Source organism: Corynebacterium sp. zg-331 (assembly GCF_014267345.1).
Classification (GTDB): Bacteria; Actinomycetota; Actinomycetes; order Mycobacteriales; family Mycobacteriaceae; genus Corynebacterium.
Genome location: NZ_JACMYD010000001.1, coordinates 659,789 through 684,934, shown reverse-complemented (window position 1 = coordinate 684,934; position 25,146 = coordinate 659,789). Strand labels below are relative to the sequence as shown.

General features: G+C 64.6%; 26 protein-coding genes, 1 tRNA gene and 1 rRNA gene. 24 read left to right on the top strand and 4 right to left on the bottom strand.

The window, feature by feature from the left end; all coding sequences use genetic code 11:
- The first annotated feature begins 2 nt into the window (after positions 1–2).
- The 18 genes from rrf (at position 3) to der (ending at position 16,227) form a co-directional block, all read left to right on the top strand.
- Positions 3–114, top strand: a 5S ribosomal RNA gene (gene rrf, locus H7347_RS03360).
- An 86-nt stretch (positions 115–200) separates the two neighbouring features.
- Positions 201–962: a hypothetical protein gene (locus H7347_RS03355; protein ID WP_370513895.1), complete on the top strand. Its 762-nt coding sequence runs from the start codon at positions 201–203 to the stop codon at positions 960–962.
- Entirely contained in the window at positions 959–1,870 is a 912-nt protein-coding gene (locus H7347_RS03350; protein WP_152821180.1) for an HAD-IIA family hydrolase, read from the top strand. The genes H7347_RS03355 and H7347_RS03350 overlap by 4 nt, the downstream gene beginning before the upstream one ends.
- Positions 1,867–2,001: a hypothetical protein gene (locus H7347_RS10665; RefSeq protein WP_255476809.1), complete on the top strand. Its 135-nt coding sequence runs from the start codon at positions 1,867–1,869 to the stop codon at positions 1,999–2,001. Before H7347_RS03350 ends, H7347_RS10665 begins: the two co-directional genes overlap by 4 nt.
- Positions 2,001–2,789 carry a TlyA family RNA methyltransferase gene (locus H7347_RS03345; protein ID WP_152821177.1) on the top strand — a complete coding sequence of 263 codons (789 nt, stop codon included), beginning with the start codon at positions 2,001–2,003 and terminating at the stop codon, positions 2,787–2,789. Before H7347_RS10665 ends, H7347_RS03345 begins: the two co-directional genes overlap by 1 nt.
- The gene (locus H7347_RS03340) at positions 2,786–3,622 is read left to right on the top strand and encodes an NAD kinase (RefSeq protein WP_152821175.1); all 837 of its coding nucleotides are present in this window, start codon (positions 2,786–2,788) and stop codon (positions 3,620–3,622) included. The genes H7347_RS03345 and H7347_RS03340 overlap by 4 nt, the downstream gene beginning before the upstream one ends.
- Positions 3,612–5,309 (top strand): DNA repair protein RecN, encoded by a 1,698-nt coding sequence (gene recN, locus H7347_RS03335; RefSeq protein WP_152821173.1) that lies wholly within the window; start codon positions 3,612–3,614, stop codon positions 5,307–5,309. The genes H7347_RS03340 and recN overlap by 11 nt, the downstream gene beginning before the upstream one ends.
- Before the next feature lie 8 nt (positions 5,310–5,317).
- Complete coding sequence (gene steA, locus H7347_RS03330; RefSeq protein ID WP_152821171.1) at positions 5,318–6,493, top strand: putative cytokinetic ring protein SteA; 1,176 nt, start codon at positions 5,318–5,320, stop codon at positions 6,491–6,493.
- Positions 6,494–6,496: 3 nt separating this feature from the next.
- Positions 6,497–7,243 carry a copper transporter gene (locus H7347_RS03325; protein WP_152821169.1) on the top strand — a complete coding sequence of 249 codons (747 nt, stop codon included), beginning with the start codon at positions 6,497–6,499 and terminating at the stop codon, positions 7,241–7,243.
- Positions 7,244–7,249: 6 nt separating this feature from the next.
- Positions 7,250–8,839: a CTP synthase gene (locus H7347_RS03320; protein WP_186337178.1), complete on the top strand. Its 1,590-nt coding sequence runs from the start codon at positions 7,250–7,252 to the stop codon at positions 8,837–8,839.
- Entirely contained in the window at positions 8,827–9,435 is a 609-nt protein-coding gene (locus H7347_RS03315) for an NUDIX hydrolase (protein ID WP_152821167.1), read from the top strand. The genes H7347_RS03320 and H7347_RS03315 overlap by 13 nt, the downstream gene beginning before the upstream one ends.
- Positions 9,410–10,267: a site-specific tyrosine recombinase XerD gene (gene xerD / locus H7347_RS03310; protein WP_186337177.1), complete on the top strand. Its 858-nt coding sequence runs from the start codon at positions 9,410–9,412 to the stop codon at positions 10,265–10,267. The genes H7347_RS03315 and xerD overlap by 26 nt, the downstream gene beginning before the upstream one ends.
- 365 nt (positions 10,268–10,632) lie before the next feature.
- Positions 10,633–11,484, top strand: a complete 852-nt coding sequence (locus tag H7347_RS03305; protein ID WP_152821165.1) for a ParA family protein — start codon at positions 10,633–10,635, stop codon at positions 11,482–11,484.
- Positions 11,481–12,260 (top strand): ScpA family protein, encoded by a 780-nt coding sequence (locus H7347_RS03300; protein WP_370513894.1) that lies wholly within the window; start codon positions 11,481–11,483, stop codon positions 12,258–12,260. The genes H7347_RS03305 and H7347_RS03300 overlap by 4 nt, the downstream gene beginning before the upstream one ends.
- Positions 12,261–12,276: 16 nt before the next feature.
- Complete coding sequence (locus H7347_RS03295) at positions 12,277–12,864, top strand: sulfurtransferase (protein ID WP_152821161.1); 588 nt, start codon at positions 12,277–12,279, stop codon at positions 12,862–12,864.
- Positions 12,861–13,388 carry an SMC-Scp complex subunit ScpB gene (scpB, locus tag H7347_RS03290; protein WP_186337176.1) on the top strand — a complete coding sequence of 176 codons (528 nt, stop codon included), beginning with the start codon at positions 12,861–12,863 and terminating at the stop codon, positions 13,386–13,388. The genes H7347_RS03295 and scpB overlap by 4 nt, the downstream gene beginning before the upstream one ends.
- Positions 13,389–13,411: 23 nt before the next feature.
- Positions 13,412–14,251: a pseudouridine synthase gene (locus H7347_RS03285; protein ID WP_152821157.1), complete on the top strand. Its 840-nt coding sequence runs from the start codon at positions 13,412–13,414 to the stop codon at positions 14,249–14,251.
- A complete protein-coding gene (gene der / locus H7347_RS03280; RefSeq protein ID WP_186337175.1) occupies positions 14,248–16,227 on the top strand; it encodes a ribosome biogenesis GTPase Der in 1,980 nt (659 codons plus the stop codon). The genes H7347_RS03285 and der overlap by 4 nt, the downstream gene beginning before the upstream one ends.
- Here the strand turns inward: der and H7347_RS03275 are convergent.
- Positions 16,164–16,943 (bottom strand): class I SAM-dependent methyltransferase, encoded by a 780-nt coding sequence (locus tag H7347_RS03275; protein WP_186337174.1) that lies wholly within the window; start codon positions 16,941–16,943, stop codon positions 16,164–16,166. The genes der and H7347_RS03275 overlap by 64 nt on opposite strands.
- Positions 16,944–17,377: 434 nt before the next feature.
- Here H7347_RS03275 and H7347_RS03270 point away from each other — a divergent pair, with 434 nt between their 5' ends.
- The gene (locus H7347_RS03270; RefSeq protein ID WP_152821155.1) at positions 17,378–18,286 is read left to right on the top strand and encodes a PHB depolymerase family esterase; all 909 of its coding nucleotides are present in this window, start codon (positions 17,378–17,380) and stop codon (positions 18,284–18,286) included.
- Between the two features lie 69 nt (positions 18,287–18,355).
- On the opposite strand, the gene H7347_RS03265 is transcribed toward H7347_RS03270, so the two are convergent.
- Positions 18,356–18,432: transfer RNA gene (locus tag H7347_RS03265), tRNA-Pro, on the bottom strand.
- A 72-nt stretch (positions 18,433–18,504) separates the two neighbouring features.
- Positions 18,505–19,161, bottom strand: a complete 657-nt coding sequence (locus H7347_RS03260; RefSeq protein ID WP_152821153.1) for a S9 family peptidase — start codon at positions 19,159–19,161, stop codon at positions 18,505–18,507.
- 52 nt (positions 19,162–19,213) lie between these two features.
- Between H7347_RS03260 and secA2 the strand changes: the two genes are divergently transcribed.
- The 5 genes from secA2 to H7347_RS03235 all read left to right on the top strand — a co-directional run bounded on the left by secA2 (position 19,214) and on the right by H7347_RS03235 (position 23,937).
- On the top strand, positions 19,214–21,469 hold the full coding sequence (secA2, locus tag H7347_RS03255; protein ID WP_152821151.1) for an accessory Sec system translocase SecA2: 2,256 nt from the start codon (positions 19,214–19,216) through the stop codon (positions 21,467–21,469).
- Positions 21,470–21,543: 74 nt separating this feature from the next.
- A complete protein-coding gene (gene odhI / locus H7347_RS03250; RefSeq protein WP_152821150.1) occupies positions 21,544–21,966 on the top strand; it encodes an oxoglutarate dehydrogenase inhibitor Odhl in 423 nt (140 codons plus the stop codon).
- Positions 21,967–22,044: 78 nt separating this feature from the next.
- Positions 22,045–22,704, top strand: a complete 660-nt coding sequence (locus H7347_RS03245) for a MerR family transcriptional regulator (protein ID WP_152821148.1) — start codon at positions 22,045–22,047, stop codon at positions 22,702–22,704.
- A complete protein-coding gene (locus H7347_RS03240) occupies positions 22,701–23,264 on the top strand; it encodes a bifunctional nuclease family protein (RefSeq protein WP_152821147.1) in 564 nt (187 codons plus the stop codon). Before H7347_RS03245 ends, H7347_RS03240 begins: the two co-directional genes overlap by 4 nt.
- Before the next feature lie 127 nt (positions 23,265–23,391).
- Positions 23,392–23,937 carry a MerR family transcriptional regulator gene (locus H7347_RS03235; protein WP_186337173.1) on the top strand — a complete coding sequence of 182 codons (546 nt, stop codon included), beginning with the start codon at positions 23,392–23,394 and terminating at the stop codon, positions 23,935–23,937.
- On the opposite strand, the gene H7347_RS03230 is transcribed toward H7347_RS03235, so the two are convergent.
- On the bottom strand, positions 23,934–25,103 hold the full coding sequence (locus tag H7347_RS03230; RefSeq protein ID WP_152821145.1) for a vWA domain-containing protein: 1,170 nt from the start codon (positions 25,101–25,103) through the stop codon (positions 23,934–23,936). The genes H7347_RS03235 and H7347_RS03230 overlap by 4 nt on opposite strands.
- Between the last annotated feature and the right edge of the window lie 43 nt (positions 25,104–25,146).

Below are 25,146 nucleotides of genomic sequence, written 5' to 3'. Positions count from 1 at the left end.
TGGTTGATGGTGGTGGGGAAACGCCCGGTCCCTTTTCGAACCCGGTAGCTAAGCCCATTTCATGCTGATGGTACTGCATTCGTTGGGGTGTGGGAGAGTAGGTTGCTGCCAACACTAAAAATTCATAATGTGGTGGGGTGGGGTAGTAGGTTGTACTACCCCACCCCACCTTTTTCATACCCTCGAATAGAGTCGGATTCGTGGAAAGGCAGCATATGAATCGAGAGCGCCGGCATTCTCAGCGAGCTGGAAGCCGTAATCAGACTAACCCCCAGCGCCATGGTTTTCGCGAGGAACGGGCTAAGAATCGGGAGGACGAACCCGCTCTGTCGGAGGACATCGATGTCCGGGATCTCGATCCGATGGTGCTTCAGGATCTTAGAGTGCTGTCCAAGCAGAATGCGGAGATCGTGGCCAAACACATGATTATGGCGGCTACCCTCATGGAGGACGATCCCCAGCTTGCTTTGCGGCACGCCCGTGCGGCGAAGAATCGTGCGGGTCGCGTGGCGGTGGCCAGGGAGACTAACGGTATCGCGGCGTATCGTGCGGGGGAATGGAAAGAGGCGCTCTCGGAACTACGTGCGGCGCGTCGGATGGCAGGGGGACCGGGCCTCCTGGCTTTGATGGCCGATTGCGAGCGAGGGTTGGGGCGCCCCCTTAAGGCTATCGAGATCGGGCGATCGGAGGAAGCTACACAGTTGGATGGAGAATCCGCGATCGAGCTCGGAATCGTTCTTGCCGGTGCTCGCCAGGATTTGGGTCAATACGATGAGGCGGTGCTGACCCTGGAGCGGCTCAGCCCGTCGCGTACGGCTACGGGGATGACCGCCATGCGTCTGGCCTACGCTTACGCGGATGCCCTCGCGGCGGCGGATCGGCAGGCGGATGCTCGCCCGTGGTTTGAGCGTGTGGTTGAGCTCGACGAGGAGGGCTTGTTCGACGCCCAGGAGCGGTTATGACCCTGGCCGGTGAGCACGATGCCCTGCTTTTTGATTTGGACGGAACCGTGTGGCACGGTGACACCCCGATTCCGGAGGCAGTGGCGGCGCTACGCGATCTCGACCCTATTTACCTGACGAATAATGCCTCCAAGGCTCCGGAGGAGGTCCAGTCCAAGCTGCGCGGCATGGGGCTTCCGGCGGGAACAGTCTTGACCTCTGCACAGGCGGCGGTGACTCTGGCCCATCAGATGGCACCTGGAGCTCGGGTGCTGGTGCTTGGTGCGGATTCGTTTCGGGAGCTGGCGCAGGCGATGGGGCTGCAGGTCGTCGATAGCGCGGAGGATGATCCCCAGGTGGTGCTGCACGGGCACAGCCCGGAGACCGGTTGGGCTCAGTTGTCCGAGGCTGCCCTGGCCATTCAGCGCGGCGCGCGCTACATCGCTTCCAATCGAGATACTTCTTTGCCCTCGGAACGGGGCCTCTTGGTGGGCAACGGTTCGATGGTCGCGGCGGTGGAATCAGCCACAGGGGTACGTGCGATTGCGGCCGGCAAACCGGAGACCCGAATGTTTGAGCAGGCTGCCGCCGATGCGGAGAACCCCTTGGTGATTGGGGATCGCCTCGACACGGACATCGCCGGTGGCAATGCCGCGGGTATGGCCACGCTGCATGTACTCACCGGGGTTTCGGGTGCACAGGAACTCCTTGCCGCCCCTCCGGAGCATCGTCCCACGTACGTGGCGCGGGATGTAAGCGCCTTGGCTTGTTCGTCCCATCTCCTGCGCCCTGGACCGCAGGCGAGTGTTTGCGCCTATCGGGAGGGCGATGCCGTGGTGGTCGAGGGGGAAGACGATCCCTATCGGCGGCTTTTGGCGGCGCTTCCGGTGGCCTGGGCGGGATCGTTCTCGGAAGTCAGGGGACTATGAGCCCGGAGGAACTCAGCGCGGAGCTGGCCGCGATGCTGGGGCATGCCGCGGATACCCTTGAGGTCGAGGCGGATATTTTAGAGCGGGCCCACGGAATCCTGCAGGATGCCCTGAAGGGAAAGGAAGGCTGATGCGCAGAAGACTGGACGCGGAGCTGGTGCGGCGCAAGATCGCGCGCTCGCGGGAGCAGGCGGTGGAGATGATTCGTTCTGGTCGCGTGGTAGTGGCCGGTTTCCCCGCGCATAAGCCGGCCACCGTCGTCGAGGACTCATCCTCCATCAGGGTCGAGAGCAGCGAGGATGACACGTGGGCCTCCCGGGGCGCGCACAAGCTCATCGGCGCACTGGACGCCTTTGGGGTAGATCCGGCAGGCAAGAAGGTCCTCGACGCAGGGGCCTCTACCGGTGGCTTTACCGACGTCTTGTTGCGCCGCGGCGCGCGCGAAGTAGTAGCCGTGGACGTGGGGTATGGCCAGCTGATCTGGCGGCTGCAAAACGATCCCCGGGTCCGAGTACACGATCGCACTAATGTGCGTTCCCTGACCCCGGAACAGATCGGCGGCACCTGCGAGATGATGGTGGGCGATCTTTCCTTTATCTCCCTGCGGCTGGTGCTGCCGGCCCTGGCGGAATGTGTCACGGGGGATCTTTTCCCCATGGTCAAGCCGCAGTTTGAGGTCGGCAAGGAGCGTCTGGGGAGCGGCGGTGTGGTACGTAGTGCCTCCTTGAGGGCCAAGGCCACGGAGGAGGTCGCCCGTGAGGCGCAGCGGTTGGGCCTGGGGCTGCGCGGCGTGGTGGCGTCACCTCTACCGGGGCCGCAGGGCAACGTCGAATTTTTCCTGTGGCTGACCAAGGGGGCTGCCCCGGCGCGGAATGTCACGGAGATGGTGGCACAAGCCGTGGCGGAGGGACCGCAATGATGCGCGAGGTAGTGTTGGTTCCCCCGATGGGTAATAACGCGGAGGCTGCACAGCGCGCCGCCGAGCTTCTTTCCGCGGGCAATATTGCGGTGCGTTCCCCACGGGCCGGGGTGAGCGCGGGGGTGGAGCTGGTGCTCGTGCTCGGGGGAGACGGTACGTTTCTGCGCGCTGCGGATCTCGCTCACGAGGCGGACGTCCCGGTGTTGGGGATCAACCTGGGTCACGTGGGTTTTCTGGCGGAGTGGGAGGCGGAATCCCTCGAAGAAGCGGTGGGGAAGGTGATTGATGGCGATTACCGGGTGGAGGATCGCATGACCATCGATGCCACGGTGCTCTCGTCGACCCTGGCTCCGATAGCGCACGGCTGGGCGCTCAACGAGGTGAGTATCGAGAACGTGCACCGGCACGGAGTGCTGGACGCGAGCCTGGAGGTAGACGGGCGGCCGGTGAGTTCCTTTGGTTGCGATGGGGTTTTGATCTCTACCCCTACGGGTTCGACGGCCTATGCTTTTTCCGCCGGCGGCCCGGTGCTGTGGCCGGAGCTCGACGCGATCCTCGTGGTACCCAACAACGCCCACGCGCTGTTTACTAAACCATTGGTGATAAGCCCCCGTTCCACCGCGGCGGTGGAATCGCTGTCCTCGGCGCGGGTGGTCATGGATGGATTCCGGGAGGTGACCATGCCGGCGGGTTCCCGGGTGGAGGTGGCTCGCGGTGCGCGGCCGGTACGCTGGGTGCGCCTGGATGATTCTCCTTTTGCGGATCGCCTGGTGTCCAAACTGGAGCTTCCGGTGCAGGGGTGGCGTGGTAGGAAGGATAGTCATGCTGGCTGAACTCACCATCGAAAACCTCGGCGTGATCCCTCGCGCTACTGCGGAGCTGAGCCCCGGCTTGACCGTGCTCACGGGGGAGACGGGGGCGGGCAAAACCATGGTGGTCACTGGTCTGCGCCTGCTCACGGGGGGACGCGCGGACGCCTCGCGGATCCGTAACGGGGCGACCAAGGCGGTAGTCGAGGGGCGTTTCCTGCCGAGTGAAGAGGCCGCGGCCGTCGCGGCGGAGGCGGGCGGAGAACCGGACGAAAATGGCGAGTTCATCGCCTCGCGCACGGTGGCGGGTAGTGGCCGCTCGCGCGCGCACCTGGGTGGGCGCGCGGTGCCGGCGGCTACGCTGGGAGCCTTTAGCCAGGGGCTGCTGACCATCCACGGGCAAAACGATCAGCTGCGCCTGCGGTCCCCGGAACAGCAGCGGGAGGCGCTGGATCGCTACGCGCACATCGACCTGGGCGACTACCGCCGCGCCTATGGAACGTGGCGGGAACGGGAGCGCGACCTACGTAGGCGAACCCAATTGCGCCGCGAGCTGGCCCAGGAATCGGATCGCCTGCTTTTTGCCCTCGACGAGATCGATGCGGTGGATCCCCGGCCGGGAGAAGAAGCCGAGGTCCTGGATCTCGTGCGCCGCTTGCAGGACGTCGATGGCCTGCGCGAGCGGGCGACGGCCGCCCTGGCGGCCATCGACGGGGCGGAAGCCTTTGGGGAGACGGATGAGGCCGATCCCGCTTCCACCCTGTTGGGCCGTGCGGCTAGCTCCCTGACCGGGGATCCCGTGCTAGAAGAACTGGGGCAGCGATTGTCCGAGATCACCTCCGCATTGGGAGAAATTACCGCGGAGTTGGGGGCGTTTCTCTCCGAGCTTCCTACGGATCCCGAAGCTCTCGAAACGGCCTTGCAGCGCCAATACCAACTCAAATCGCTCACCCGGAAGTACGCCCCGGATATCGAAGGGGTGCTTGCCTGGCGGGACCAGGCCAGGGACAAGCTCGCCCGCATGGATACTTCCACGGAGGCGCTGGAAAAATTAAAGAGGCTCACCCGTCAGGCGCACGACGAGGTGCGCGCCGAGGGGGAAAAGATCAGCCGGGTGCGCCGCCGAGCGGCGCGGGAATTGGGGGAGCGCGTCTCACGCGAGCTGCATGGGTTGGCCATGCCCAAGGCCCGGTTCACCGTGGATGTCTGCGCCGGGGAACCGGGCCCGCATGGGCTCGACGAGGTTTCGCTGTTGTTGGCCGCCAATCCGCAGGCCCCGGCCCGTCCCCTCGATTCCGCCGCTTCCGGCGGTGAGCTATCGCGCGTGATGTTGGCCCTGGAAGTGGTTTTGGCGGGAGTTTCACCGGGCACCACCCTGGTTTTTGACGAGGTGGATGCGGGGGTGGGCGGGCGTGCAGCGATGGAGATTGGGCGTCGATTGGCGCGCCTGGCGCGGCACAACCAGGTCATTGCGGTGACGCATCTGCCACAGGTGGCGGCCTATGCCGACACTCACCTGCACGTGGCCAAGGATGATACGGTGACCTCCGGGGTGGAAACGCTCACGGGGCAGCGCAGGGTGGAAGAGCTTGCCCGTATGCTCGCCGGTCTGGTGGACGCCACAGGCCTGGCGCACGCTGCGGAACTATTGGAGCGGGCGCAAGAGTTTTCCCGCGTGCCTTCACCACTTGAACGCCCTGATGCGCAATGATAGCGGGCATGAGTCTGTTCTCCCGCAAAGACGATCTCCCCGGCACCCACGGAGTGCTGCGCGATTGCACCTCGCAGGGCAAAGGCCTCAAGCGTTTCTCCCCGGGGGACATCGCGGTGATTGACGCTGCGGATATCTCCCGCCGCCTGGCGCAGGATCTCATCGACCTTCGTCCCTCCGTGGTCATCAACAAGTCCGCCTTTAGCACCGGGGCCGTACCGAACTTCGGTCCTACCATGCTGCTCGATGCCTCCATTACGCTGATCGATTCCGCGGGCCCGCTGGGTGGGCTGCGTGACGGCAAGAAGGCGCGGGTGTCCGAGGAGGGGGGGATTTACCACGGTGATAAGCACCTGGGTGACGGGCGCGTGATGGGGAAAAAGGAAGCGGATAAGGCTTTCAACGAAGCCCAGCGATCCCTCGTCGAGCGCATGGAGGCTTACTTCGGCAATACCGTGGAGTTCATCAACTCGGAGGCTCCCCTCCTCGTCGATGGGCTGGGGATTCCTGATATCGGCGAGGAGATCCGCGACCGCAAGACCCTGGTGGTCAGTCCCGGCGAGCGCCACCGCGAACAGATCGAGTCGCTGCGCTATTTTATCCGGGAATACGAGCCCTGCCTCGTGGGAGTGGAAAGTGCCGCCGACACCTTGGTGGAGATGGGCTACCGGCCCCATCTCATCGTGGGTAACCCCGTGAATGTGGGCGCTGAGACGCTGCGCAGCGGCGCTCGGGTGGTGCTGCCCGCCGACGCCGATGGGCACGCCTCGGGGCTGGAACGAATCCAGGATCTGGGCATCGGCGCCATGACTTTCCCCGCCGCCACGGATTCCGCGACGGATCTGGCCCTGCTGTTGGTGGAGTACCACGGGGCCGAATTGATCGTGAACGCGGGGGCCTCGGTGAGCCTGGACGGCATGTTCGCCGGGAAGCATCACCCCGCCGCGCTGGTGACCCGGGCCAAGGTGGGCACCAAGCTCGTCGATGCCGACGCCGTGGCCAGCCTTTACATCGTCCCCGCCAGCGGGGGGATCGCTTGGTTGTGGGCGATCCTGGGCGTGCTGGTGGCCTGCGCAACAATCGTACTCATCGCTGGTTGGGAAGGGACGGGCACCTTTAGCGATAACCTCATCGATACCTGGAATAACCTGGCGCTGACCGTCCAGGGCTGGTTTAAGGAGTAACGCATGGCAAAAGCAGGATTGGTGATCGCTGGGCTGGGCTTCGGCGTTGCCCTGGGCTCCGCCCTGGGGGCCTTCGCGCTCGCGCCCGCGGATCACACCGATGAACAAGCGGTAGCCCAGGCCGAGCAACGGGCGCAACGTAGCGCGGACCAGGCGGATGCCTCGGATCGGGTGGTGGAGGGATTGGCGCCCGCCGCGCTGGCTGGCGCACTCGATCAGCGTCCCGTGCTGATCTTCGCGACGGCGGATGCGGCCGATCGTGCGTCCACGGTGCGCCGTTGGCTTAACCAGGCGGGTGCGATCGATGCGGGGCAGATCACCCTGGAGGGGCGTTTCCTCGATCAAGAGGGGGCGGATAGCCTCAAGACCATCGTGACCAACACGCTTCCGGCCGGTGCGCAGCTATCGGAGCACAGCCTTGATCCGGGAACCCACGCTGGGGAGGCGTTGGGGTCTGCGCTCATGCTTAACCCAGAGACGGGGGATCCCCAGGCCACCGTGGAGGAACGGGCCGATCTGCTTATGGCCTTGCGCGACGCGGGGTTCCTCTCCTATGCCAGCGGAACAATCCTGCCGGCGCAGGGAATCGTGGTGCTCGGCGGTCCGGATGAGGGTTTTGCCGAACGCACCCTGGAAAGCTTCGCGGCGGCCCTGGAGACCCGCGGCAACGCGGTGGTACCAGCTCCGGCGCCGGAGCGGGTGTCCGAGCAGGTCAGCGTGGTATTGCGGCTCCGGGATATGTTAAACTGAAGCTCCGTGAAAACGGCCACCAAGTATATCTTCGTCACCGGAGGCGTCGTCTCCTCCCTGGGTAAGGGTCTTACGGCTGCTAGCCTTGGCCAGCTCCTCACTGCCCGCGGCCTCTCGGTCACCATGCAGAAGCTGGATCCCTATCTCAACGTGGATCCCGGCACCATGAATCCCTTTGAACACGGGGAGGTCTTTGTCACCGAGGACGGCGCGGAGACGGATCTGGATCTGGGCCACTACGAGCGATTCCTGGACAGGGCGCTGACCTCCAAGGCTAACGTGACCACGGGTAAGGTGTATTCCACCGTGATTGCCAAGGAACGTAGAGGGGAGTACCTGGGCAAGACCGTGCAGGTCATTCCCCACATCACCGATGAGATCAAGGCGCGGATCTTGGCCATGGGGGAGGACGCCGACGTGGTGATCTCCGAGATCGGCGGCACCGTGGGTGACATAGAGTCGCAGCCCTTCCTTGAAGCCGTGCGCCAGGTGCGCCACGAGGTGGGGAAGGAGAATATCTTTTTCCTTCACGTTTCCCTGGTGCCGTATCTGGCCCCCTCGGGGGAGCTGAAGACGAAGCCCACCCAGCACTCCGTGGCCGAGCTGCGGTCCATCGGTATCGTCCCGGACGCCCTGGTGTTGCGCTGCGATAGGGAGGTGCCGACGGCCCTCAAGCGCAAGATCGCGCTCATGTGCGATGTGGAAGAAGAAGGGGTCATCTCGTGCGCGGACGCGGCCTCTATCTACGACATTCCCGAGGTGCTGTATCGGGAGCACCTGGATACCTTTTTGATTCGTCGGCTCGGCCTGCCGTTCCGGGACGTCGATTGGACCGCCTGGTCCGATCTGCTTGATCGCGTGCATCATCCACGCGGCGAGGTCACCGTGGGAATCGTGGGGAAATACATCGACTTGCCCGATGCGTACCTCTCCGTGGTGGAGGCGGTGCGGGCGGCAGCCTTTGCCCATCGCTTGCGGGCTCGGATCGTGTGGATCTCCGCCGACGAGGATATGTCTGCTCTGGAGGAGTGCGACGGAGTGGTGATCCCCGGTGGTTTCGGGGTGCGCGGTATCGAGGGAAAGATTGCCGCGGTGCGCTACGCCAGACACCACGGGCTACCGTTGCTGGGAATCTGCCTGGGGTTACAGTGCGTGGTCATCGAGGCGGCCCGTAGCGTCGGTATCGAGGATGCCTCCTCGACCGAGTTTGACGCGGACACCCCGGCCCCGGTGATTGCCACGATGGCGGAGCAGGAGGACATCGTCGCGGGGCGCGCGGACGTGGGCGGAACCATGCGCCTGGGGGCGTATCCGGCGCGCCTGCGGGAGGGGTCCGTGGTAGCGGGCCTGTACGGTACGACGGAGGTTTCCGAGCGTCATCGGCACCGCTTCGAGGTCAACAACACCTACCGGGAGCAGATTGAGCGCTCCGGGCTGGTGTTTTCCGGCACCTCGCCGGATGGTGACCTCGTGGAGTTCGTGGAGTACCCCGAGCATCCCTTTCTGGTGGCTACGCAGGCTCACCCGGAATATAAGTCCCGCCCGACCAGGCCGCATCCGCTCTTCGAGGGGCTTATCGCCGCATGTATGAAATAACCGACTCCCGCGTTCTGCTCGATGCCGCCATCATTGCGGTGCGCCGTGATGCCGTGACGATGCCCGGGGGCCGCAGCGCGCACCGGGAGATCGTGGAGCACTTCGGGGCCGTCGCGGTGGTGGCCCACGATGGCGAGCGCCTTGCCCTCGTGCGGCAGTACCGGCACCCCCTGGGCCGGCGCTTGTGGGAGTTGCCCGCGGGACTGCTCGACATCGCCGGGGAAGATGCGGTGGATGCGGCCCGGCGCGAACTCATGGAGGAGGCGGGACTAAGCGCTCGTCGGTGGGAGATGCTGCTTGACGTGGCTACCAGCCCCGGTGTGAGCGACGAGGTGACTCGCGTGTACCTGGCCACGGGGTTGGCCCCCACGCCGCGCCCCGAGCCACGGGACGAGGAGGCGGACATGGAGCTGGCCTGGGTGACGCTGGCCCAGGCGAAGGAAATGATCCTACGGGGGGAGATCGTTAATGCCGTGGCGGTGGCGGGTATCTTTGCCGCGGCGGAAGGGATGACCCGTCCCGTGGACACTCCCTTTGCGCTGCGCCCACAGGCCCTGGTGAGGAGGCGCGGTGGATCTGGCGCAGACATGGCTTAACCACCTGGCCGTGGAGCGGGGGCTGAGCCAGAACACGCTGAGTAATTATCGTCGTGACGTGCAGCGCTACCTGGATTGGTTGGACAAGCCGCTTGCCGAGGTGACCAAGATGGATGTGGAGGCCTATGTCGCGGATCTTCGCCGCGGAGGGCTTTCCGCGGCCTCCGCCGGGCGGGCCCTGGTAGTCGCCCGGGGCTTGCACCGCTTTGGGGTGGAAGAAGGGGTGCTCGACGTGGACGTGGCCAGGGAGGTCTCCCCGCCGGTGACGGGCCAACACCTACCTGATACTTGGACCGTCGAGGAGGTGGGGCGCCTTCTTGACTCCATCCCCAGTGAGACACCCGTGGATCTTCGGGATCGCGCCCTGGTGGAGTTGCTGTACGCCACGGGCGCGCGGATTTCCGAGGTGGTGGCCCTCGACGTGGGCGACATCGACGAGATGGTGGTGCTGACCGGTAAGGGGTCCAAGCAACGCATCGTGCCCGTGGGTGGCGCTGCCCTGCGGGCGGTGGAGGCGTACCTAGTGCGGGGCCGACCGACTTTCCGCGGGCGCTGCCCTGCGCTGTTTCTCAATCGGCGCGGCGGGCGGCTATCGCGGCAGAGTAGCTGGGCAGTGCTCAAGGCGCGCGCGGAAGCCGCGGGAATTGATAAGCATATCTCCCCGCATACCCTGCGCCATAGCTTTGCTACTCACCTTCTGGAGGGTGGAGCGGACGTGCGAGTGGTGCAGGAGCTCCTCGGTCATTCCTCCGTGACCACTACCCAGATCTATACCCATGTCACGGCCGATAGCTTGCGGTCTGCCTGGCGGCAAGCGCATCCTCGCGCCTAGTCTTTCGTCGCCGGACGATGCTGCGTATCGGCGGGAACGCCGATCCACCAGCATCGATAAGCCATCCTCTCGGTGCATGCGATGGTCGAGCTGACGCGACCGGCGCTGGACGGGTGTGGTGGGGATGCCTGGGGCAGATGTTTCTTCTGATCCCTCCGTAAATTATTGCTCCCTGTGATAGTCGAGGCGATGGCTTGGATCCGGTGTTCTATACAATTATTCCTCGTCGCCGGGACGGGGAGGATTGGATGTAGGGTCCCGCCCCCAGTCAAGTCTGTAGACTTGTTTCTGTATCTCCCGGGTAAAGCCTGTACTCTTTAGGGCAGAAAATGACGCGGGTGTAGTTTTCGGCCAAGGAAGTGGGTATGACTGTGGGTGCTGCTGAGTCCGTCGGGCTGACTGGTCGGCCGTTGCGCGACTTGCCCGAACCCGCCCCGCTGGACAGTCATGGTCCCGCCACCATCGTGGCGATGTGCAACCAAAAGGGTGGGGTGGGCAAGACCACCTCGACCATTAACCTCGGTGCCTGCCTTGCGGAACTGGGCCGCAAGGTCCTGCTCGTGGATCTCGACCCCCAGGGGGCGCTTTCCGCCGGCCTTGGGGTAGCCCACGAGGAACTCGACGTCACCGTCTATAACCTGTTGGTGGACAATCGTTCCAGTATTCACAGTGCTCTGCACCGCACCGCCGTGCCGGGATTGGATCTGGTCCCGGCCAATATCGATCTCTCCGCGGCGGAGATTCAACTGGTCAATGAGGTGGGGCGGGAACAAACCCTCGCCAGGGTTCTGCGGCCGGTCATGAAGGAGTACGACTTCATTATTTTGGATTGCCAGCCGTCCCTGGGCCTGCTGACGGTCAATGCGCTAGCGTGCGCGCACGGCGTCATCATCCCGATGGAGTGCGAATACTTCTCGCTGCGTGGTTTGGCGTTGCTGACCGACACCGTGGAAAAGGTGCGCGATCGTCTCAACTTCGACCTAGACATCATGGGCATCCTGGTCACCATGTTTGATCGGCGCACCAGCCACGCGCGCGAGGTCATGTCCCGGGTGGTCGAGGTCTTTGGCGACAAGGTCTTCGATTCCGTGATCACCCGCACCGTGCGCTTTCCTGAGACCTCCGTAGCGGGCGAACCCATCATCTCCTGGGCTCCGCGTTCCCAGGGGGCAGAGCAGTACCGGGATCTGGCCAAGGAGGTCATCGAGCGGGTGTGAGCGAATTCCGCGTGGCCCTGGACAACTTCGAGGGCCCCTTCGATCTTTTGCTCCAGCTCATTCACTCCAAGAAACTCAACGTGACGGAGGTGGCCCTCGCGGAGGTCACCGACGAGTTCATCGCCTATACCAGGGCACTGGGCGCGCGGGCGGAACTAGAAGAAACCACCGAATTCCTCGTGGTCGCAGTCACCCTGCTCGACCTCAAGGCGGCCCGCCTGGTGCCCAGGGGACAGGTGGATGACGAGGCGGATGTGGAACTCCTGTCCGCCCGCGACCTTCTCTTTGCTCGGCTTTTGCAGTATCGCGCCTATAAAAAGGTGGCCGATCTTCTGGCCCAATGGCAGCGCGCCGCGCAACGCCGCTACCCGCGCGCCGTGGCGATAGAGGAACCCTTCGCCGCATTGCTGCCTCCGGTTAGCCTGCCGAACAAGGAGCACTTTGCTCGGATCGCCGCGGGAGTATTTCGGCCCAGGCCACCCGAGGGGGTCTCCACCGATCACGCGCACCAGGTGGCGGTATCCGTCCCGGAGCAGGCCGGCCGGATACTGGAGATGCTGCGGATCGCGGGTGCGCAGCGATGGCTGACTTTCGCGGCCCTGACCGGTGATTGCGGTGTTTCGATGCAGGTGGTGGGCCGGTTCCTTGCCTTGCTCGAGCTGTACAAGGCCCGGGCCGTGGAGGTAAACCAGCACGATCCACTGGGCGAATTGACCGTGGCGTGGACCGGACTGGAGGTGGATCCGGCAGTGGTGGCCGCGGCTAACTGGGATTAGCCGTATCGTGGTGCCCATGGCAGCGATTATTGATGTCGAGCAGTGCGCCAGATTGCGCGGCAAGGCGGTGGTGCTCCATGCCGCGCGCGAAGCCGAGGAGGCGATCCCCGGCTCCCTGGAGATGGACGCAGGCGAGCAGGTAGACGATCCCCGCGAGCATTTCACGGCCCGGGGCATCAGCGATGACACCCCGGTGATCGTCTACGGGGACCAAGCCCCCTACGTGTGGTGGCTGGCCAAGGTGGCGGGACTACATAACGTGGCCGTTCTCGACGGGGGAGTGGCGGCGTGGAAGGCCTCGGGTCGTGCCACGGGGCACCGAGGACAACCCCAACGACCGGGCGACATTACCGCCGCGGTGGCGTGGGAGCGCATTGCCGACGAACCGGAATCCGACGGGTACGTCACCACGCTGGAGATGGACGAGGAATTAGAGACCTCCCTGATCGACAAAGAAGGGTACTTCGCGGAGGATCTGCGCGAGCAGCTGGAGCGGCGCGCCGGGGGTGCCCGCGCGCTCATCTTTAGCCGGGGCGAGCGTGCCTGCCTGGGAGCACTGGCCGCCACGGTCGCCGGATATGGGGATGTGCGGGTGTTGCTGTGAACAAGGTGCGCTCGCAGATTGAGTCCATCTTGCTGGTGGTGGATGCCCCGGTGACTCCCGCGGCCTTGGCTCGGGCGGTGGAGGCGGAGGAGACCGTGGTGCTCGATACCCTGCGGGCCATCGCGGTGGAGTTCGACGAGCGTGGATCGGGCTTTGACCTGCGGGAAAATAGCGAAGGATGGCGCCTTTATACCCGCCAGGCCAACGCGCCGGCGGTAGAGGCCTTTGTTCTCGACGGCACGCAGACGCGGCTGTCGCGGGCCGCGCTGGAAACGCTCGCGGTGGTGGCCTATCGTCAGCCGGTAACGCGCGCCCAGGTTTCCGCGGTGCGCGGTGTCAACGTCGATGGCGTCATGCGCACCTTACAGCTGCGCGGCCTTATTAGGGAGGCCGAAGCTCCCCACACCTATGCCACCACGGAGTTGTTCCTCGAACTCATGGGTATCGATTCCCTGGATCGCCTGCCGGATCTCGCGCCGCTCTTACCGGAACTCGATCATATTGATGAAGAGTATCCGGGGTAGTATGACGAGCGCACAGTAAGCACATGAGGAAGGACGCATCTGTGAAGGACGAGCCCATCGAGCTCTCTTTTGCCCGCCCCGCGCGGCACCAAAACGTGAGCCTCAACGAGCGCCGCGAGAATCCCTCGGCGGGCGGAGTTCGCCTTCAAAAGGTCCTCGCCCAGGCCGGGGTGGCCTCGCGGCGGCACTCGGAGATCCTGATCGACGCCGGGCGAGTGGAGGTCAACGGCAAGGTCGTGGATCGCCAGGGTATGCGGGTGGATCCCAATGTGGACATCATTCGCGTCGACGGCGTGCGCGTCAACGTCAACGAGGACACCGTATACTTCGTGCTCAATAAGCCGCGCGGCATGCAGTCCACTATGCACGATGACCTCAACAGGCCGTGCATCGGGGATATCGTGGGCGAGCGGGTGGCCGCGGGCAAGCGCCTTTTCCACGTCGGCCGCCTGGACGCGGACACCGAGGGGCTGATCATCCTCACCAACGACGGCGAACTGGCCAACCGCCTCATGCACCCCAAGTATGGGATCGCAAAAACGTACATGGCCACCGTGCTCGGTGAGGCCGACCGTGCCCTCATCGCCACGTTGCGCAAGGGCATGGAACTCGATGATGGGCCCGCCAAGGTGGACTACGCACAGGTGGTGGACGTGCACAACGGCCAGTCCATCATCCGGATAGAGCTGCACGAGGGACGCAAGCACATCGTGCGTCGCTTGCTCAAGGCAGCGGGATACCCGGTGCAACGCCTGGTGCGTACCAAGATCCACACGGTGCAGCTGGGGGAGCAAAAACCCGGCTCCATGCGCGCGCTCAATCGTTCGGAATTGACCAGTCTCTATAAGGCGGTGGGAATGTGAATGGCCTGATTGTGACCGTAGACGGTCCGGCGGGAACCGGTAAATCTAGTACCTGCCGGGAACTCGCTCAGCGGCTGGACGCTCGATACGTGGACACCGGGGCGATGTATCGGGCGGCTACCCTGGCCGTCATCGAAGCCGGGGTGGATCCCCGAGATACCGCGGCCGTGGTCAAGGTGACGTCCGAGCTGCCCACCGATTTTGACGAGGAGGCTATCCGCGGGCCCGAAGTCACCAAGCACGTCTCGGCGGTCTCCGCGATCCCGGAGGTGCGTCGCAACTTGGTGGCGCTCCAGCGCAGGATTGCCCTGGAGGCCGGGCGCGCGATCGTGGAGGGGCGTGACATCGGCACCGTGGTGTTCCCGGAAGCCCCCGTGAAGATCTACCTCACCGCCGATGCCGAGGTGCGCGCCCGACGCCGCTATGAGCAAGATCGCGCAGCGGGCCGGGAGGCGGACTTTGAGGCGGTGCTGGCGGACGTGCAACGCCGAGACGAGGCAGACTCCACGCGCGAGGACTCCCCGCTGCGTCCGGCCGAGGACGCCGTGGTGGTGGATACCTCCGAGATGACGCTCGAGGAGGTCATCGATAACCTCACCGGGCTCATCATCGATAGCGAAATGGCCTTGGAGTACGAGGAGGATCATGAGCGGGAGGCCCTATGCACGGTGGCCATCGTGGGACGCCCCAACGTGGGCAAGTCGTCCCTGGTGAACCGCTTTTTGGGCCGTCGAGAGGCCGTGGTGGAGGACACCCCTGGTGTGACTCGCGACCGCGTGAGCTATCTTTCAGACTGGGCCGGGCGGCGCTTCTGGGTGCAAGACACCGGAGGCTGGGACCCCAACGTCAAGGGGATCCATGCCGCCATCGCCCGCCAGGCGGAGGCCGCGATGGCCACCGCGGACGCGATCGTGTTCGTGGTAGATACCAAGGTAGGCATCACCGCCACCGACGAGGTTATGGCCAGGAGACTCCAGCGCTCCGAGGTACCCGTGATCCTGGTGGCCAACAAGTTCGACTCGGATGCGCAATACGCCGACGTGACGGAGTTCTATGCCCTGGGTCTGGGCGACCCCTACCCGGTTTCGGCCCAGCACGGTCGCGGCGGCGCGGACGTGCTGGATAAGATCATCGACTCCTTCCCCGATCAGCCGCGGGCGATGTCGATCGTCTCCGGCCCGCGACGGGTGGCCCTGGTGGGGCGGCCCAACGTAGGGAAGTCCTCGCTGCTCAACAAGTTCACCGGCGAGGAACGCTCGGTGGTTGATAACGTCGCCGGAACCACCGTGGACCCGGTGGACTCCCTAGTGCAGCTGGATCAGAACCTGTGGAAGTTCGTGGATACCGCGGGGCTGCGCAAGAAGGTCAAAAACGCCCACGGCCACGAGTATTACGCCTCGCTGCGGACCCGGGGCGTCATCGACGCCGCCGAGGTGTGCGTGATGCTGATTGACGCCTCCGAACCCATCTCGGAGCAGGATCAGCGGGTGCTCGGAATGGTGCTCGATGCGGGCAAGGCCCTGGTGATCGCCATGAATAAGTGGGATCTCATGGACGAGAATCGCCGCTGGGAACTCGACCGCGAGCTAGACCTCCAACTTGCGCACCTGCCTTGGGTGAACCGGATCAACGTCTCGGCCAAGACCGGGCGCGCCTTGCAGAAGCTCGAGCCGGCCATGCTGGAGGCCCTGGAAAGCTGGGATCAGCGCATCTCCACCGGCCGGTTGAATAACTGGCTGCGCGAGACCATCGCTAAAAACCCGCCGCCGATGAAGAATAATCGCCTGCCCAAGGTGCTCTTTGCTACCCAGGCCAGTACCCGCCCCCCCACGATTGTGCTCTTTACCACGGGCTTCCTGGACGCCGGGTATCGTCGGTACCTCGAGCGCAAGCTGCGCGAGGAGTTCGGCTTTCACGGCAGCCCGGTGCGCATCGCGGTGCGGGTGCGCGAGAAGACGAAGGCATCGCAGCGATAGGGCAGCGCGATGACATCCTCCTCCCCGTAGCCTGAGTGCTCATAGAGATACCACTCCAGGTTGGATTCCACCCGCTGCCGGATGCTGTGCGGGGAGCGTAGCCAGTACGATCGGGTGCGCGCCAGGGCAAGGATCTCCGGGGGAGTGAGGTGATCCTGCCAGGTGAGGCGCTCCTCGGTGGCCAGGCGCCAGGGGGCGGCTACGGCGGGATAAAAACCGGGGCGCAGTACGTCGCCGGCGTGCATGATGCGACTCAGGCGCAGCACCCAGGCATCGGAGACATCTAGGGTGTTCCATACCAGCAGTATCCGCCCGCCGGGGCGAATAACGCGATCGAGCTCCGCGCAGGTTGCCTCGACGTCTAACCAATGCCACGTCTGCGCGCAGGCCGCCGCGTCCACGCTGTGCGTAGCCAGACCGGTGTGTTCCGCCGTGGCCCTCCAGGCAGGGGCGTGGCGGGCTGCGAGGGAAATCATCTCCGGGCTGGGGTCGAGGGCCAGCACCTCGTGGTGTCGAGCCAGGGCCGCAGTGAGTTTGCCGGTTCCGGCTCCCACGTCTACCACTGTGCGCGCCCCGCGCAGCAGGGCAATAATCTCCTCGGGGTAGCCGGGTCGCACGTCGTGATACGCGCGCGCTCCCGCGTCGAAGGCGCGCGCGGCGACCAGGCGCTGCTCGGTGGTGCGGAAGCGCGGTTGCTCCGTCCGGGAAGGATACACGGATGAGGATAGTACCCCGTCGTGCCCTTGTTGTTCCGCACCATAGTCTCGCACGATTCCCCGGCGGGCGGCCACCCCGTGGGGTTATGCGGCGCATCCACGAGATGCTAGGTACCTCCTGGCTGCGCGGCGATGATCCCCCGGTCGTGCGACGAACACCACCATGGTGGCGTGGTGGGCCTGGATCACGCTGTGCGAGTTTCTCGTTCTCTCTTATCCTGCTCATCGGGAACAGCCTCGACCTGACCGTGGGGCCTCTCCTTGGGGTGCGTTCGAGGTCTGTGCGGGTATCGTCTTGACCATGTGGCCCTAGCAGATAAAGTTTTGGTCATGGATAACGGCGAGGCGATAGCGGCGGGCAGCTACAAGGAACTGCTCGCTCGTGGCGGGCAGTATGCGCAACTCGGGAGAGCCTGGTCGAGGGGCCGCCGCGGATGAAGCGCCTGCGCACCGTTATCGCGCTCGTGGCCGTGGGGGTGATCGCCGGGTTTTCCCTGGTGGGGCTGGTCTCGGTGGAGGATAAGGGCGGGGAGGAGGGCTACGCCGCCTTCGAGGAGACCCTTCCCGGGGAAAGCTCGACGATCAGTATGTCTTCGGCGGGCATGAAGCGTTCCCTCATTCTTGCCATGCCCACGGAACCCGCCCCGGATAAGGGCTACCCTGTGCTTTTTATGTTTCACGGCTGGCAGGAGAATGCAGCCCTCATGCAGGAATACGCGCGGATGGATGATGCCCAGGCGATCCTGATCTATCCCGACGGTCTCACCAGAGCTTGGGGCGGGGGGCCCTATGCTCAAACCAACGAGAACAGGGGTGATGAGGCTCTGGTGCGCGATATCATGGGGCGGCTGGAGGCGACGTATCCCATCGACCGGGAGCGGGTTTTTGCTGCGGGAATGTCCAATGGCGGCGGCTTTGCCACGCTGCTGGGATGCCGCGTCGATGACGTGATCCGGGGCGTGGCCTCCGTGTCCTCCGCTAATTACAACGGCATCCGCGACGGTTGCTCCGAGTCCCCCCTGCCGATCCTGGCGATCCACGGAACCGCGGATCAGGTGATGCAGTACGACGGTGGAACTCGCCACGGCACTCGGTATTATTCCGTCGACGAGGCCCGTGAGGCGGACGTGGTGCGCAACAAATGCCGCGAGCCGATTACCAAGCCGGTGGGAGAGACCATCGAGCGCACCGTGTGGCAGGGCTGCGACGCGCCCACGGAGTTTTATACGGTCTACGGCGGCGTGCACATCTGGGACGGCAACCCGGAGGACCTTAATACCACCGTGCCCAAGCAGTTTGCCACGGATGCGGTTCTGAGTTTTTTCGGGATCGAGCGGCGTTAGGCCGCTCGGAGGGGGAAGTATGTAGCGGTCGGAGATATGACAAAAGGGCGCGGTTTCCCGCGCCCTTTATGGTCGGACTGACAGGATTTGAACCTGCGACCCCTACACCCCCAGTGTAGTGCGCTGCCAAACTGCGCCACAGTCCGTCTGCATTATCTGCAACGAGGAAGAGACTACAGCAGCGCCCTTTATTTTATGAAATCGCCAGCGCAAGGCTGCTAAAGGGAGTCGAACCACGCGCAGATCAGATCGGCGGCGCGGTGCGCGCTGCCGTCGGTGGTCAGCATGTGGTTGGCGTGCGTCAGGGAGAGGAAGGACGTGGGGTAATCGGCGTGATGGACAATCTCCTCGGCCTCCGCGATGGGGACTACCTCGTCTTCCGGGGAATGGAGAACGAGCAGGGGGGCCGCGGGCGCGGCGTAGGGAGTATGTGAGGCGAGATCGTCGAGGAATCCGTCGGGCAGGTCGATGGTATAGCCGGTGATGGTGGCGGTGTCGCCGTGAACGTAGGGCAGGATGCTGCGGTGTGGGTCGTGCGGGGATCCCACGGTGGCGCAGGCGACGTCAAGGGCGGCTCGCAGGAGGGCGGCCCCGCCGAGGGAATGCCCCACGAGGAGGCGTGGGCCCTCGCATTCTGCAGCGAGCCAGTCGTGGGCGCGGCGCACGTGCTCGATGTGATCACTCAGCATGAGGGTGGGGAAGTCGAAGCGCAGGGCGGCAATGCCGTGCTGGGCGAGGCGCTTGCTGATTCGAGCGGTGGCGAGGTTGTGGCGCGAGCCGGCAAAGCAGTGGGCGATGAGGGCATAGGCCCGAGGCTCCTCGGGGGCGTCGAGGGTGGCCTTGGCGAAGGGGAGGGTGACGGGATGGGACTGCATTGCCCTAGGATAAAGGGGTTGTAACCCCGCACGCTACGGAAGGCATTACCTTATGGGCGCATTCGATTGGTTCTGGAAGGCCATGGGCTCGGGAACGAGTCGGAACCAGAAGCGCAGCGTGGCGATCACCGAGGCAGCGGCGGACCTAGCGGGAGACGTGGCTGCCCTCGGCGAGGATGAACTCAACGAGCGCGCTCGTGCCGCCCTGGCCGGGGGCCAGCTGAAGAACCCCGCGGACTTCCTGGCGGTGCTGGGGGAGGCTTCACGGCGCACGCTGGGGATGACTCCCTTTAGGGTACAAGCGCAGGCGGTGCTGCGGCTACTGGAAGGCGACGTGGTGCACATGGCCACCGGCGAGGGGAAAACCCTGGTGGGGGCGATGGCGGCCACCGGCTTCGCGCTCATGGGAAAGCGCGTGCACGTCATCACCGTGAACGATTACCTGGCTATGCGCGACGCGCAGTGGATGCGCCCCCTGGTGGAGTTCTTCGGGGTGAGCGTGGGGGCGATCACGGAAGCGTTGCCCCCGGAGCACCGGCGAGAGGCCTATGGGTGCGACGTAGTGTATGGGCCGGTCAATGAGATTGGTTTCGACGTGCTGCGTGACCAGCAGGTGGTGAGCCGCACCGCGGCGGTGCAGGCCCCCGCGGACGTGGCTCTGGTGGATGAGGCGGATTCGGTATTGGTGGACGAGGCCCTGGTTCCGCTGGTGCTGGCGGGAAGCCAACCCGGTACCGCCCCCACCGGGCAGATTACCGATGTGGTGCGAGGACTGCGGGAAAAGGAGGATTACACCACCGATGAGGATAAGCGCAACGTATTTCTCACCGAGCAGGGCGCGGGCAAGGTAGAGCGCGCGCTCGGTATTCCCAGCCTTTACGACGATGACCACGTGGGGGGCACCTTGGTGCAGGTCAATGTGGCGCTGCACGCCAGGGCTCTCCTGCATCGCGATGTCCACTACATCGTGCGGGACGGTAGGGTCCAGCTGATCGACGCTTCTCGGGGGCGTGTGGCGGACCTGCAGCGTTGGCCCGATGGGTTGCAGGCCGCCGTGGAGGCCAAGGAAGGCTTGCGCGTGACCGAGGGGGGAAAGATTCTGGATACGATCACCCTGCAGGCTCTCATGGGGCGCTACCCCCTGGTGTGCGGTATGACGGGCACCGCGGTGGAGGCCACCGATCAGCTGCGCCAGTTCTATGATCTGCGGGTGTCCGTCATCGAGCGCAATAAGCCGCTGCGCCGCTTCGACGAGGCGGATCGTATCTACGCCACGATGGCGGAGAAGAACGCCGCGATCGTGGAGGAGATTGTGGCCCTGCACGCCACCGAGCAACCGGTGCTGGTGGGCACCCAGGATGTGGCCGAGTCCGAGGCCCTGGCTCGAGAGCTGCATCGGCGCGGCATCGAGGCGGCGGTGCTCAATGCGAAGAACGACGCCGAGGAGGCCGGGATTATTGCGCAGGCGGGCCAGCCGGGGCGAGTGACGGTGTCTACCCAGATGGCTGGGCGAGGCACGGATATCCGGCTCGGGGAATCCGTGACGGAGGGACTCGCGGTGATCGGCACCTCGCGGTATCGCTCCGCTCGCCTCGATAATCAGCTGCGCGGGCGCGCGGGGCGCCAGGGTGATCCAGGCCTGTCTCTCTTTTTCGTGTCCTTGGAGGACGACGTGGTGGTGACCGGCGGGGCTGGGGAGGAGATAACGGCCCATCCAGATGCCCACGGGCGCATCGAGCAGAAGAAGGTGCGCGACTTTGTGGAGCACTGCCAGCGGGTGACCGAGGGGCAGCTGCTGGAGATTCACGCGCAGACCTGGAAGTACAACAAACTTCTGGCGGATCAGCGCGAGATTATCGATGCCCGCCGTGCTCGGCTACTGGATACGGATCAGGCTTGGAAGGAGCTTGCCGAGCGTGCCCCGCAGCGCGCCGCCAAGGTGGCCGGGCTAGATACTCGGGAACAGGCCGCCCGCCAGATTATGCTCTATCATCTCGATAGCGCCTGGGCCGACCACCTGGCTTTGATGGACGACGTACGCGAGTCGATTCACCTGCGCGCTATCGCCCGGGAAACCCCATTGGACGAGTATCACCGCATCGCCGTGCGCGAGTTTAAGGATCTGGCACAGCGGGCGGTGGATGCCGCGGTGGAGACGTTCGCCGAGGTAGTGATCGATGAGGACGGCGCGCACCTGGAAGACTGTGGTCTGGTTCGTCCCTCGGCCACGTGGACGTACATGGTGTCCGATAATCCGCTGGCCGGAGGCAATTCCGTCGTGCGCGGCATCGGTGCTATCTTCCGGTAACATCGTCGGAGGATGGACATATCGGTATGATGTGTAGCTAGCGTTTACCCCAAACAAGTGGAGGACTAAAAGTAATGAGCGAGAACACCGGAACCGGCCAGCAGCAGGTGGAAACCACCTCGGTTTTTCGTGCGGATCTGCTCAAGGAGATGGAATCGAGCGCTCCGGCCGCCGTGAGCGCCGAGAACCTGCCGGAAGGTTCTGCGCTCCTCGTTGTCAAGCGTGGCCCCAACGCCGGCGCCCGATTCCTGCTCGATCAGGTTACGACCACCGCCGGCCGTCACCCGGAGTCGGATATCTTCCTCGACGATGTCACGGTTTCGCGTCGCCACGCGGAGTTTCGTCTCACCGACGACGGCGAGTACGAGGTCGTAGACGTGGGATCCCTCAATGGCACCTACGTCAATCGCGAACCGCGCAACGCGGAGACGCTGTCCGCCGGGGATGAAATCCAGATTGGTAAGTTCCGCCTAGTGTATCTTTCCTCCGCAAAGTAAACCCCTCCTTCTCGCTATTGTCATCATCCTATGAGCGCTGTAAGTAAAGCTGCGGCCACGCCGAAGCCAAAAAAAACGATGTCCATTGGAGTCGTCCTGGAGCGGTTGCGTCAGGAATTTCCCGATGTCACCGTGTCTAAGATTCGATTTTTGGAGTCCGAGGGTCTGGTCATGCCCCAGCGGACCTCCTCGGGTTACCGCCGCTTTACCGATCAGGACGTGGAGCGGTTGCGCTACATTCTGACCACCCAGCGCGATAACTACCTCCCGCTGAAGGTGATCCGCGAGCAGCTGGAGGCTATGGATTCCGGGCGTGTCACCGCGATCTCGCACGCCCTGGTTGCTCCGGAGAATTTCCGCAGCTCCCCCCTGCGTCTCACGGACGTCGAGGTGGCGCGCAAAGCCGGGGTGGCGCCCTCCGTGGTGGAGGCGTGTCTGGCGGCGAAGTTGATCAGTCCGGATGCGGCGGGTCTTTTTAGCGCCGACGACGTGACGGTGGTGAGCAACGCCGAGGCCCTGCGGGGATTTGGCTTCGACGAGCGTCACCTGCGCTCCTTGCGTAACGCCGCGCGCCGCCAGGCGGATCTCATTGGCCAGGTGGCTGGGCCCGTGGCGAAGTCCCAGTCCCGCGGCGCCAAGCAGCAGGCCGAGGAGCTGAGCCAGCAGATGAGCGCCTTGGTCGTCTCCCTGCATGCTTCTTTATTCAAGAAGGCCCTGCGAGACGAGCTGGATCTATGATCCCCGTTGAGTTTCGTGGCGTCCGTGCCGTGGGGCCGGAGGGCTTTCGCTGCGTGGTTTTGCGTTGGGAACAACGCAACCGGATCCTGCCCCTGTGGGTATCGCCGCTTGCCGCCGAGGCGCTTGCGGAGGATAGCGAGCCCCGCCGCCCCAGCACCGCGGACGTGCTCGCGGAGGTTGTGCGCGTCGCCGGGGCGACGGAGATTGGTATTACCAGTGCCTTCGAGGGGGTTTTTGTGGCCACCATTGTGCTCGATGATGGCGCGGAGATCGATGCTCGTCCCTCGGACGCCCTGCTGGTTGCGCGTGCTTTGGAGCTGCCCTTTGGGGTGGCGGAGGACGTACTCACTCAGTTCTCCTTTTTCGCCGCCGATGACTCCCTGCGCGAATATCTGAACCTGAGCTTTGGGCCGACTCCCGATTCCGTGTCATTGGCCTCCCGGGATGCCCAGGCGGATGCGGATTTCGAGCTCATGATGCGCCAGCTGGGGGTCTCGGAGGAGGATCTCTCCGGCGGATCGGATGCGACTGGGGATGACAACGGTGAAAGAGATCTCTAAACTTCAACTTGAGGTTTAGGTTTTAAGGCGTGTCGCGCGTGATTCCTGTGGCCGTGGGATAGTCTTGTCCCTAGGAAAGGCGCGAGAAAGCGCAAAAAGATCAACACACCGTGTGGGAGTACCGAGCGTGAGCAACATCCAGGATCGCCCTGTGCAGCAATCACTCTTCGACCTAGGTCCGGGGGAGGAAGTGGGCTATCGCGTGCCCATCGCCTGCCAGGTCGCGGGTATCACGTATCGGCAACTCGATTACTGGGCGCGCACCAACTTGGTCAAACCTTCTATTCGGGGTGCCCGGGGATCTGGCTCGCAGCGCCTGTATTCCTTCCGCGATATCCTCGTACTCAAGATTGTTAAGCGCCTGCTCGACACCGGTATTTCCCTGCAAAATATTCGCCTCGCCGTCGAGCGTCTCCGTGATCGTGGTGTGGACGATATCGCGGAGATCACGCTGGTCTCCGACGGCACCACCGTGTACGAATGCCGTTCGGCGGACGAAGTCATCGACCTGTTGGGTGGGGGCCAGGGGGTGTTCGGCATCGCCGTGCCGGGCATCGTCAAGGAACTATCCGGCACCATCGCCGCCTTCCCCTCGGAGCGGATCGCGGAGATGGATAACGTGATCGCTGTAGATGAACTCGCGGCCCGTCGCCGGGCTCGCAAGAGTTCCTAGAACTTCCGGGTGGAATCTGCCCGGTCAGTGAGAATCTTATCCGCCTGATCGCCTACCTGCACGACCTCCAGGGAGACCTGGGGGTTTTCTAGCGCGCTGGTCACCTGGCGGTCAAAGGCGGCGTCGTCGAGGTCTTCGGCGGCGGTGCCGGAGGTAAAGAGCACCACCCGGGTGGGTTGCTCCGTGACCTGCGAGTGCTCGGCGGCGGTGCGCAGGGCGGCGAGCACGGAGGTGCGGGTCAGCGGAATACCGCCGGTACCGAATCCCTGGAGCACCGGGGTAATCTCCTGCGCGGGGCCGAAGGGGACGTTATCGCGCCACGGGCGCGTCACCCCGGGATTGAGCGGGGAGGAGTAATTCCACAGGGCCACCGGCTGGTCGAGCTGTTGCGCCTCCGCGTCGAGAGCAGCGCGAACGGCATCGAACTGCGGGGCCATGCGTTCGGAGGCATCGAGGAGGAAGAGAGTGTGGGCGGCGGGAGCCTGGGCGTCCCGTTGCCCCTCCTTCTGCTGCGGGTAGGCCGCGGCCGTGGCGGCGTCGACGACCTCCTGGGAGGTTTCCTCCTGAGGATTCAGGGCGATGGCGGAGAAGGCCAGCTCGGCGTCGGGCAGTGGGCTAAAGGCGCGTCCCTCGGGGTTGGTGGTCGCGGTGACGGCCAGCGGCACCGCGGGGTCAGCGGGGGCGGCGGCCTGAGCATCCCGGGCGACGAGGGCCTGCGCGGCCTCGGGATCGCGGGTGAGCGCCAGGGCCGCCGCCTCGGCGACAGCGGGATCGGAACCATAAAACACTGCCTGCGGATCGACCGGTGCGGTCACGGGTTGGGGTGCGCTCAACCCCACGGGGGCGGTGCCCACCACGCGGGCCTGGCCGGGAATGCGGGAGCGGCCCTGCTGGGAGAGCGCCGCGTCCGTGGCGGGGGAATCGATCCCAATGTAGAGGGCCGACTGAGCGGGGGAGTCCACGAGCTCCGGGGTGACGCACGGCGCGGAGAAATCGCGCAGGAACATGTCCGCGGCACCGGGGTACTGCTCCGCGATGGGGAGGATGACCGTGTTCTCGCAGGCGCTGTTGGCCTGGCCGGGTTCGGCGGAGTCGTCGTGGTGGTAGAAAAGCCACCACACCACAGCGGCGATGACGAGAAAGACGACGATGATCGTGGTGATCACCGTGCCATAGCTTTGGCTTTCTGATCTGTGTTGGCCCGGCACC

What these genes read in the sequence shown, in the direction of transcription:
- H7347_RS03270 (WP_152821155.1), top strand. Translation starts at nt 17,378, where the DNA reads ATGAAGCGCCTGCGCACCGTTATCGCGCTCGTGGCCGTGGGGGTGATC.
- steA (WP_152821171.1), top strand. Translation starts at nt 5,318, where the DNA reads ATGAGTCTGTTCTCCCGCAAAGACGATCTCCCCGGCACCCACGGAGTG.
- H7347_RS03325 (WP_152821169.1), top strand. Translation starts at nt 6,497, where the DNA reads ATGGCAAAAGCAGGATTGGTGATCGCTGGGCTGGGCTTCGGCGTTGCC.
- H7347_RS03350 (WP_152821180.1), top strand. Translation starts at nt 959, where the DNA reads ATGACCCTGGCCGGTGAGCACGATGCCCTGCTTTTTGATTTGGACGGA.
- H7347_RS03260 (WP_152821153.1), bottom strand. Translation starts at nt 19,161, where the DNA reads ATGCAGTCCCATCCCGTCACCCTCCCCTTCGCCAAGGCCACCCTCGAC.
- H7347_RS03245 (WP_152821148.1), top strand. Translation starts at nt 22,045, where the DNA reads ATGTCCATTGGAGTCGTCCTGGAGCGGTTGCGTCAGGAATTTCCCGAT.
- odhI (WP_152821150.1), top strand. Translation starts at nt 21,544, where the DNA reads ATGAGCGAGAACACCGGAACCGGCCAGCAGCAGGTGGAAACCACCTCG.
- H7347_RS03285 (WP_152821157.1), top strand. Translation starts at nt 13,412, where the DNA reads ATGAGGAAGGACGCATCTGTGAAGGACGAGCCCATCGAGCTCTCTTTT.
- H7347_RS03240 (WP_152821147.1), top strand. Translation starts at nt 22,701, where the DNA reads ATGATCCCCGTTGAGTTTCGTGGCGTCCGTGCCGTGGGGCCGGAGGGC.
- H7347_RS03315 (WP_152821167.1), top strand. Translation starts at nt 8,827, where the DNA reads ATGTATGAAATAACCGACTCCCGCGTTCTGCTCGATGCCGCCATCATT.
- H7347_RS03345 (WP_152821177.1), top strand. Translation starts at nt 2,001, where the DNA reads ATGCGCAGAAGACTGGACGCGGAGCTGGTGCGGCGCAAGATCGCGCGC.
- secA2 (WP_152821151.1), top strand. Translation starts at nt 19,214, where the DNA reads ATGGGCGCATTCGATTGGTTCTGGAAGGCCATGGGCTCGGGAACGAGT.
- recN (WP_152821173.1), top strand. Translation starts at nt 3,612, where the DNA reads ATGCTGGCTGAACTCACCATCGAAAACCTCGGCGTGATCCCTCGCGCT.
- H7347_RS03340 (WP_152821175.1), top strand. Translation starts at nt 2,786, where the DNA reads ATGATGCGCGAGGTAGTGTTGGTTCCCCCGATGGGTAATAACGCGGAG.
- H7347_RS10665 (WP_255476809.1), top strand. Translation starts at nt 1,867, where the DNA reads ATGAGCCCGGAGGAACTCAGCGCGGAGCTGGCCGCGATGCTGGGGCAT.
- H7347_RS03305 (WP_152821165.1), top strand. Translation starts at nt 10,633, where the DNA reads ATGACTGTGGGTGCTGCTGAGTCCGTCGGGCTGACTGGTCGGCCGTTG.
- H7347_RS03295 (WP_152821161.1), top strand. Translation starts at nt 12,277, where the DNA reads ATGGCAGCGATTATTGATGTCGAGCAGTGCGCCAGATTGCGCGGCAAG.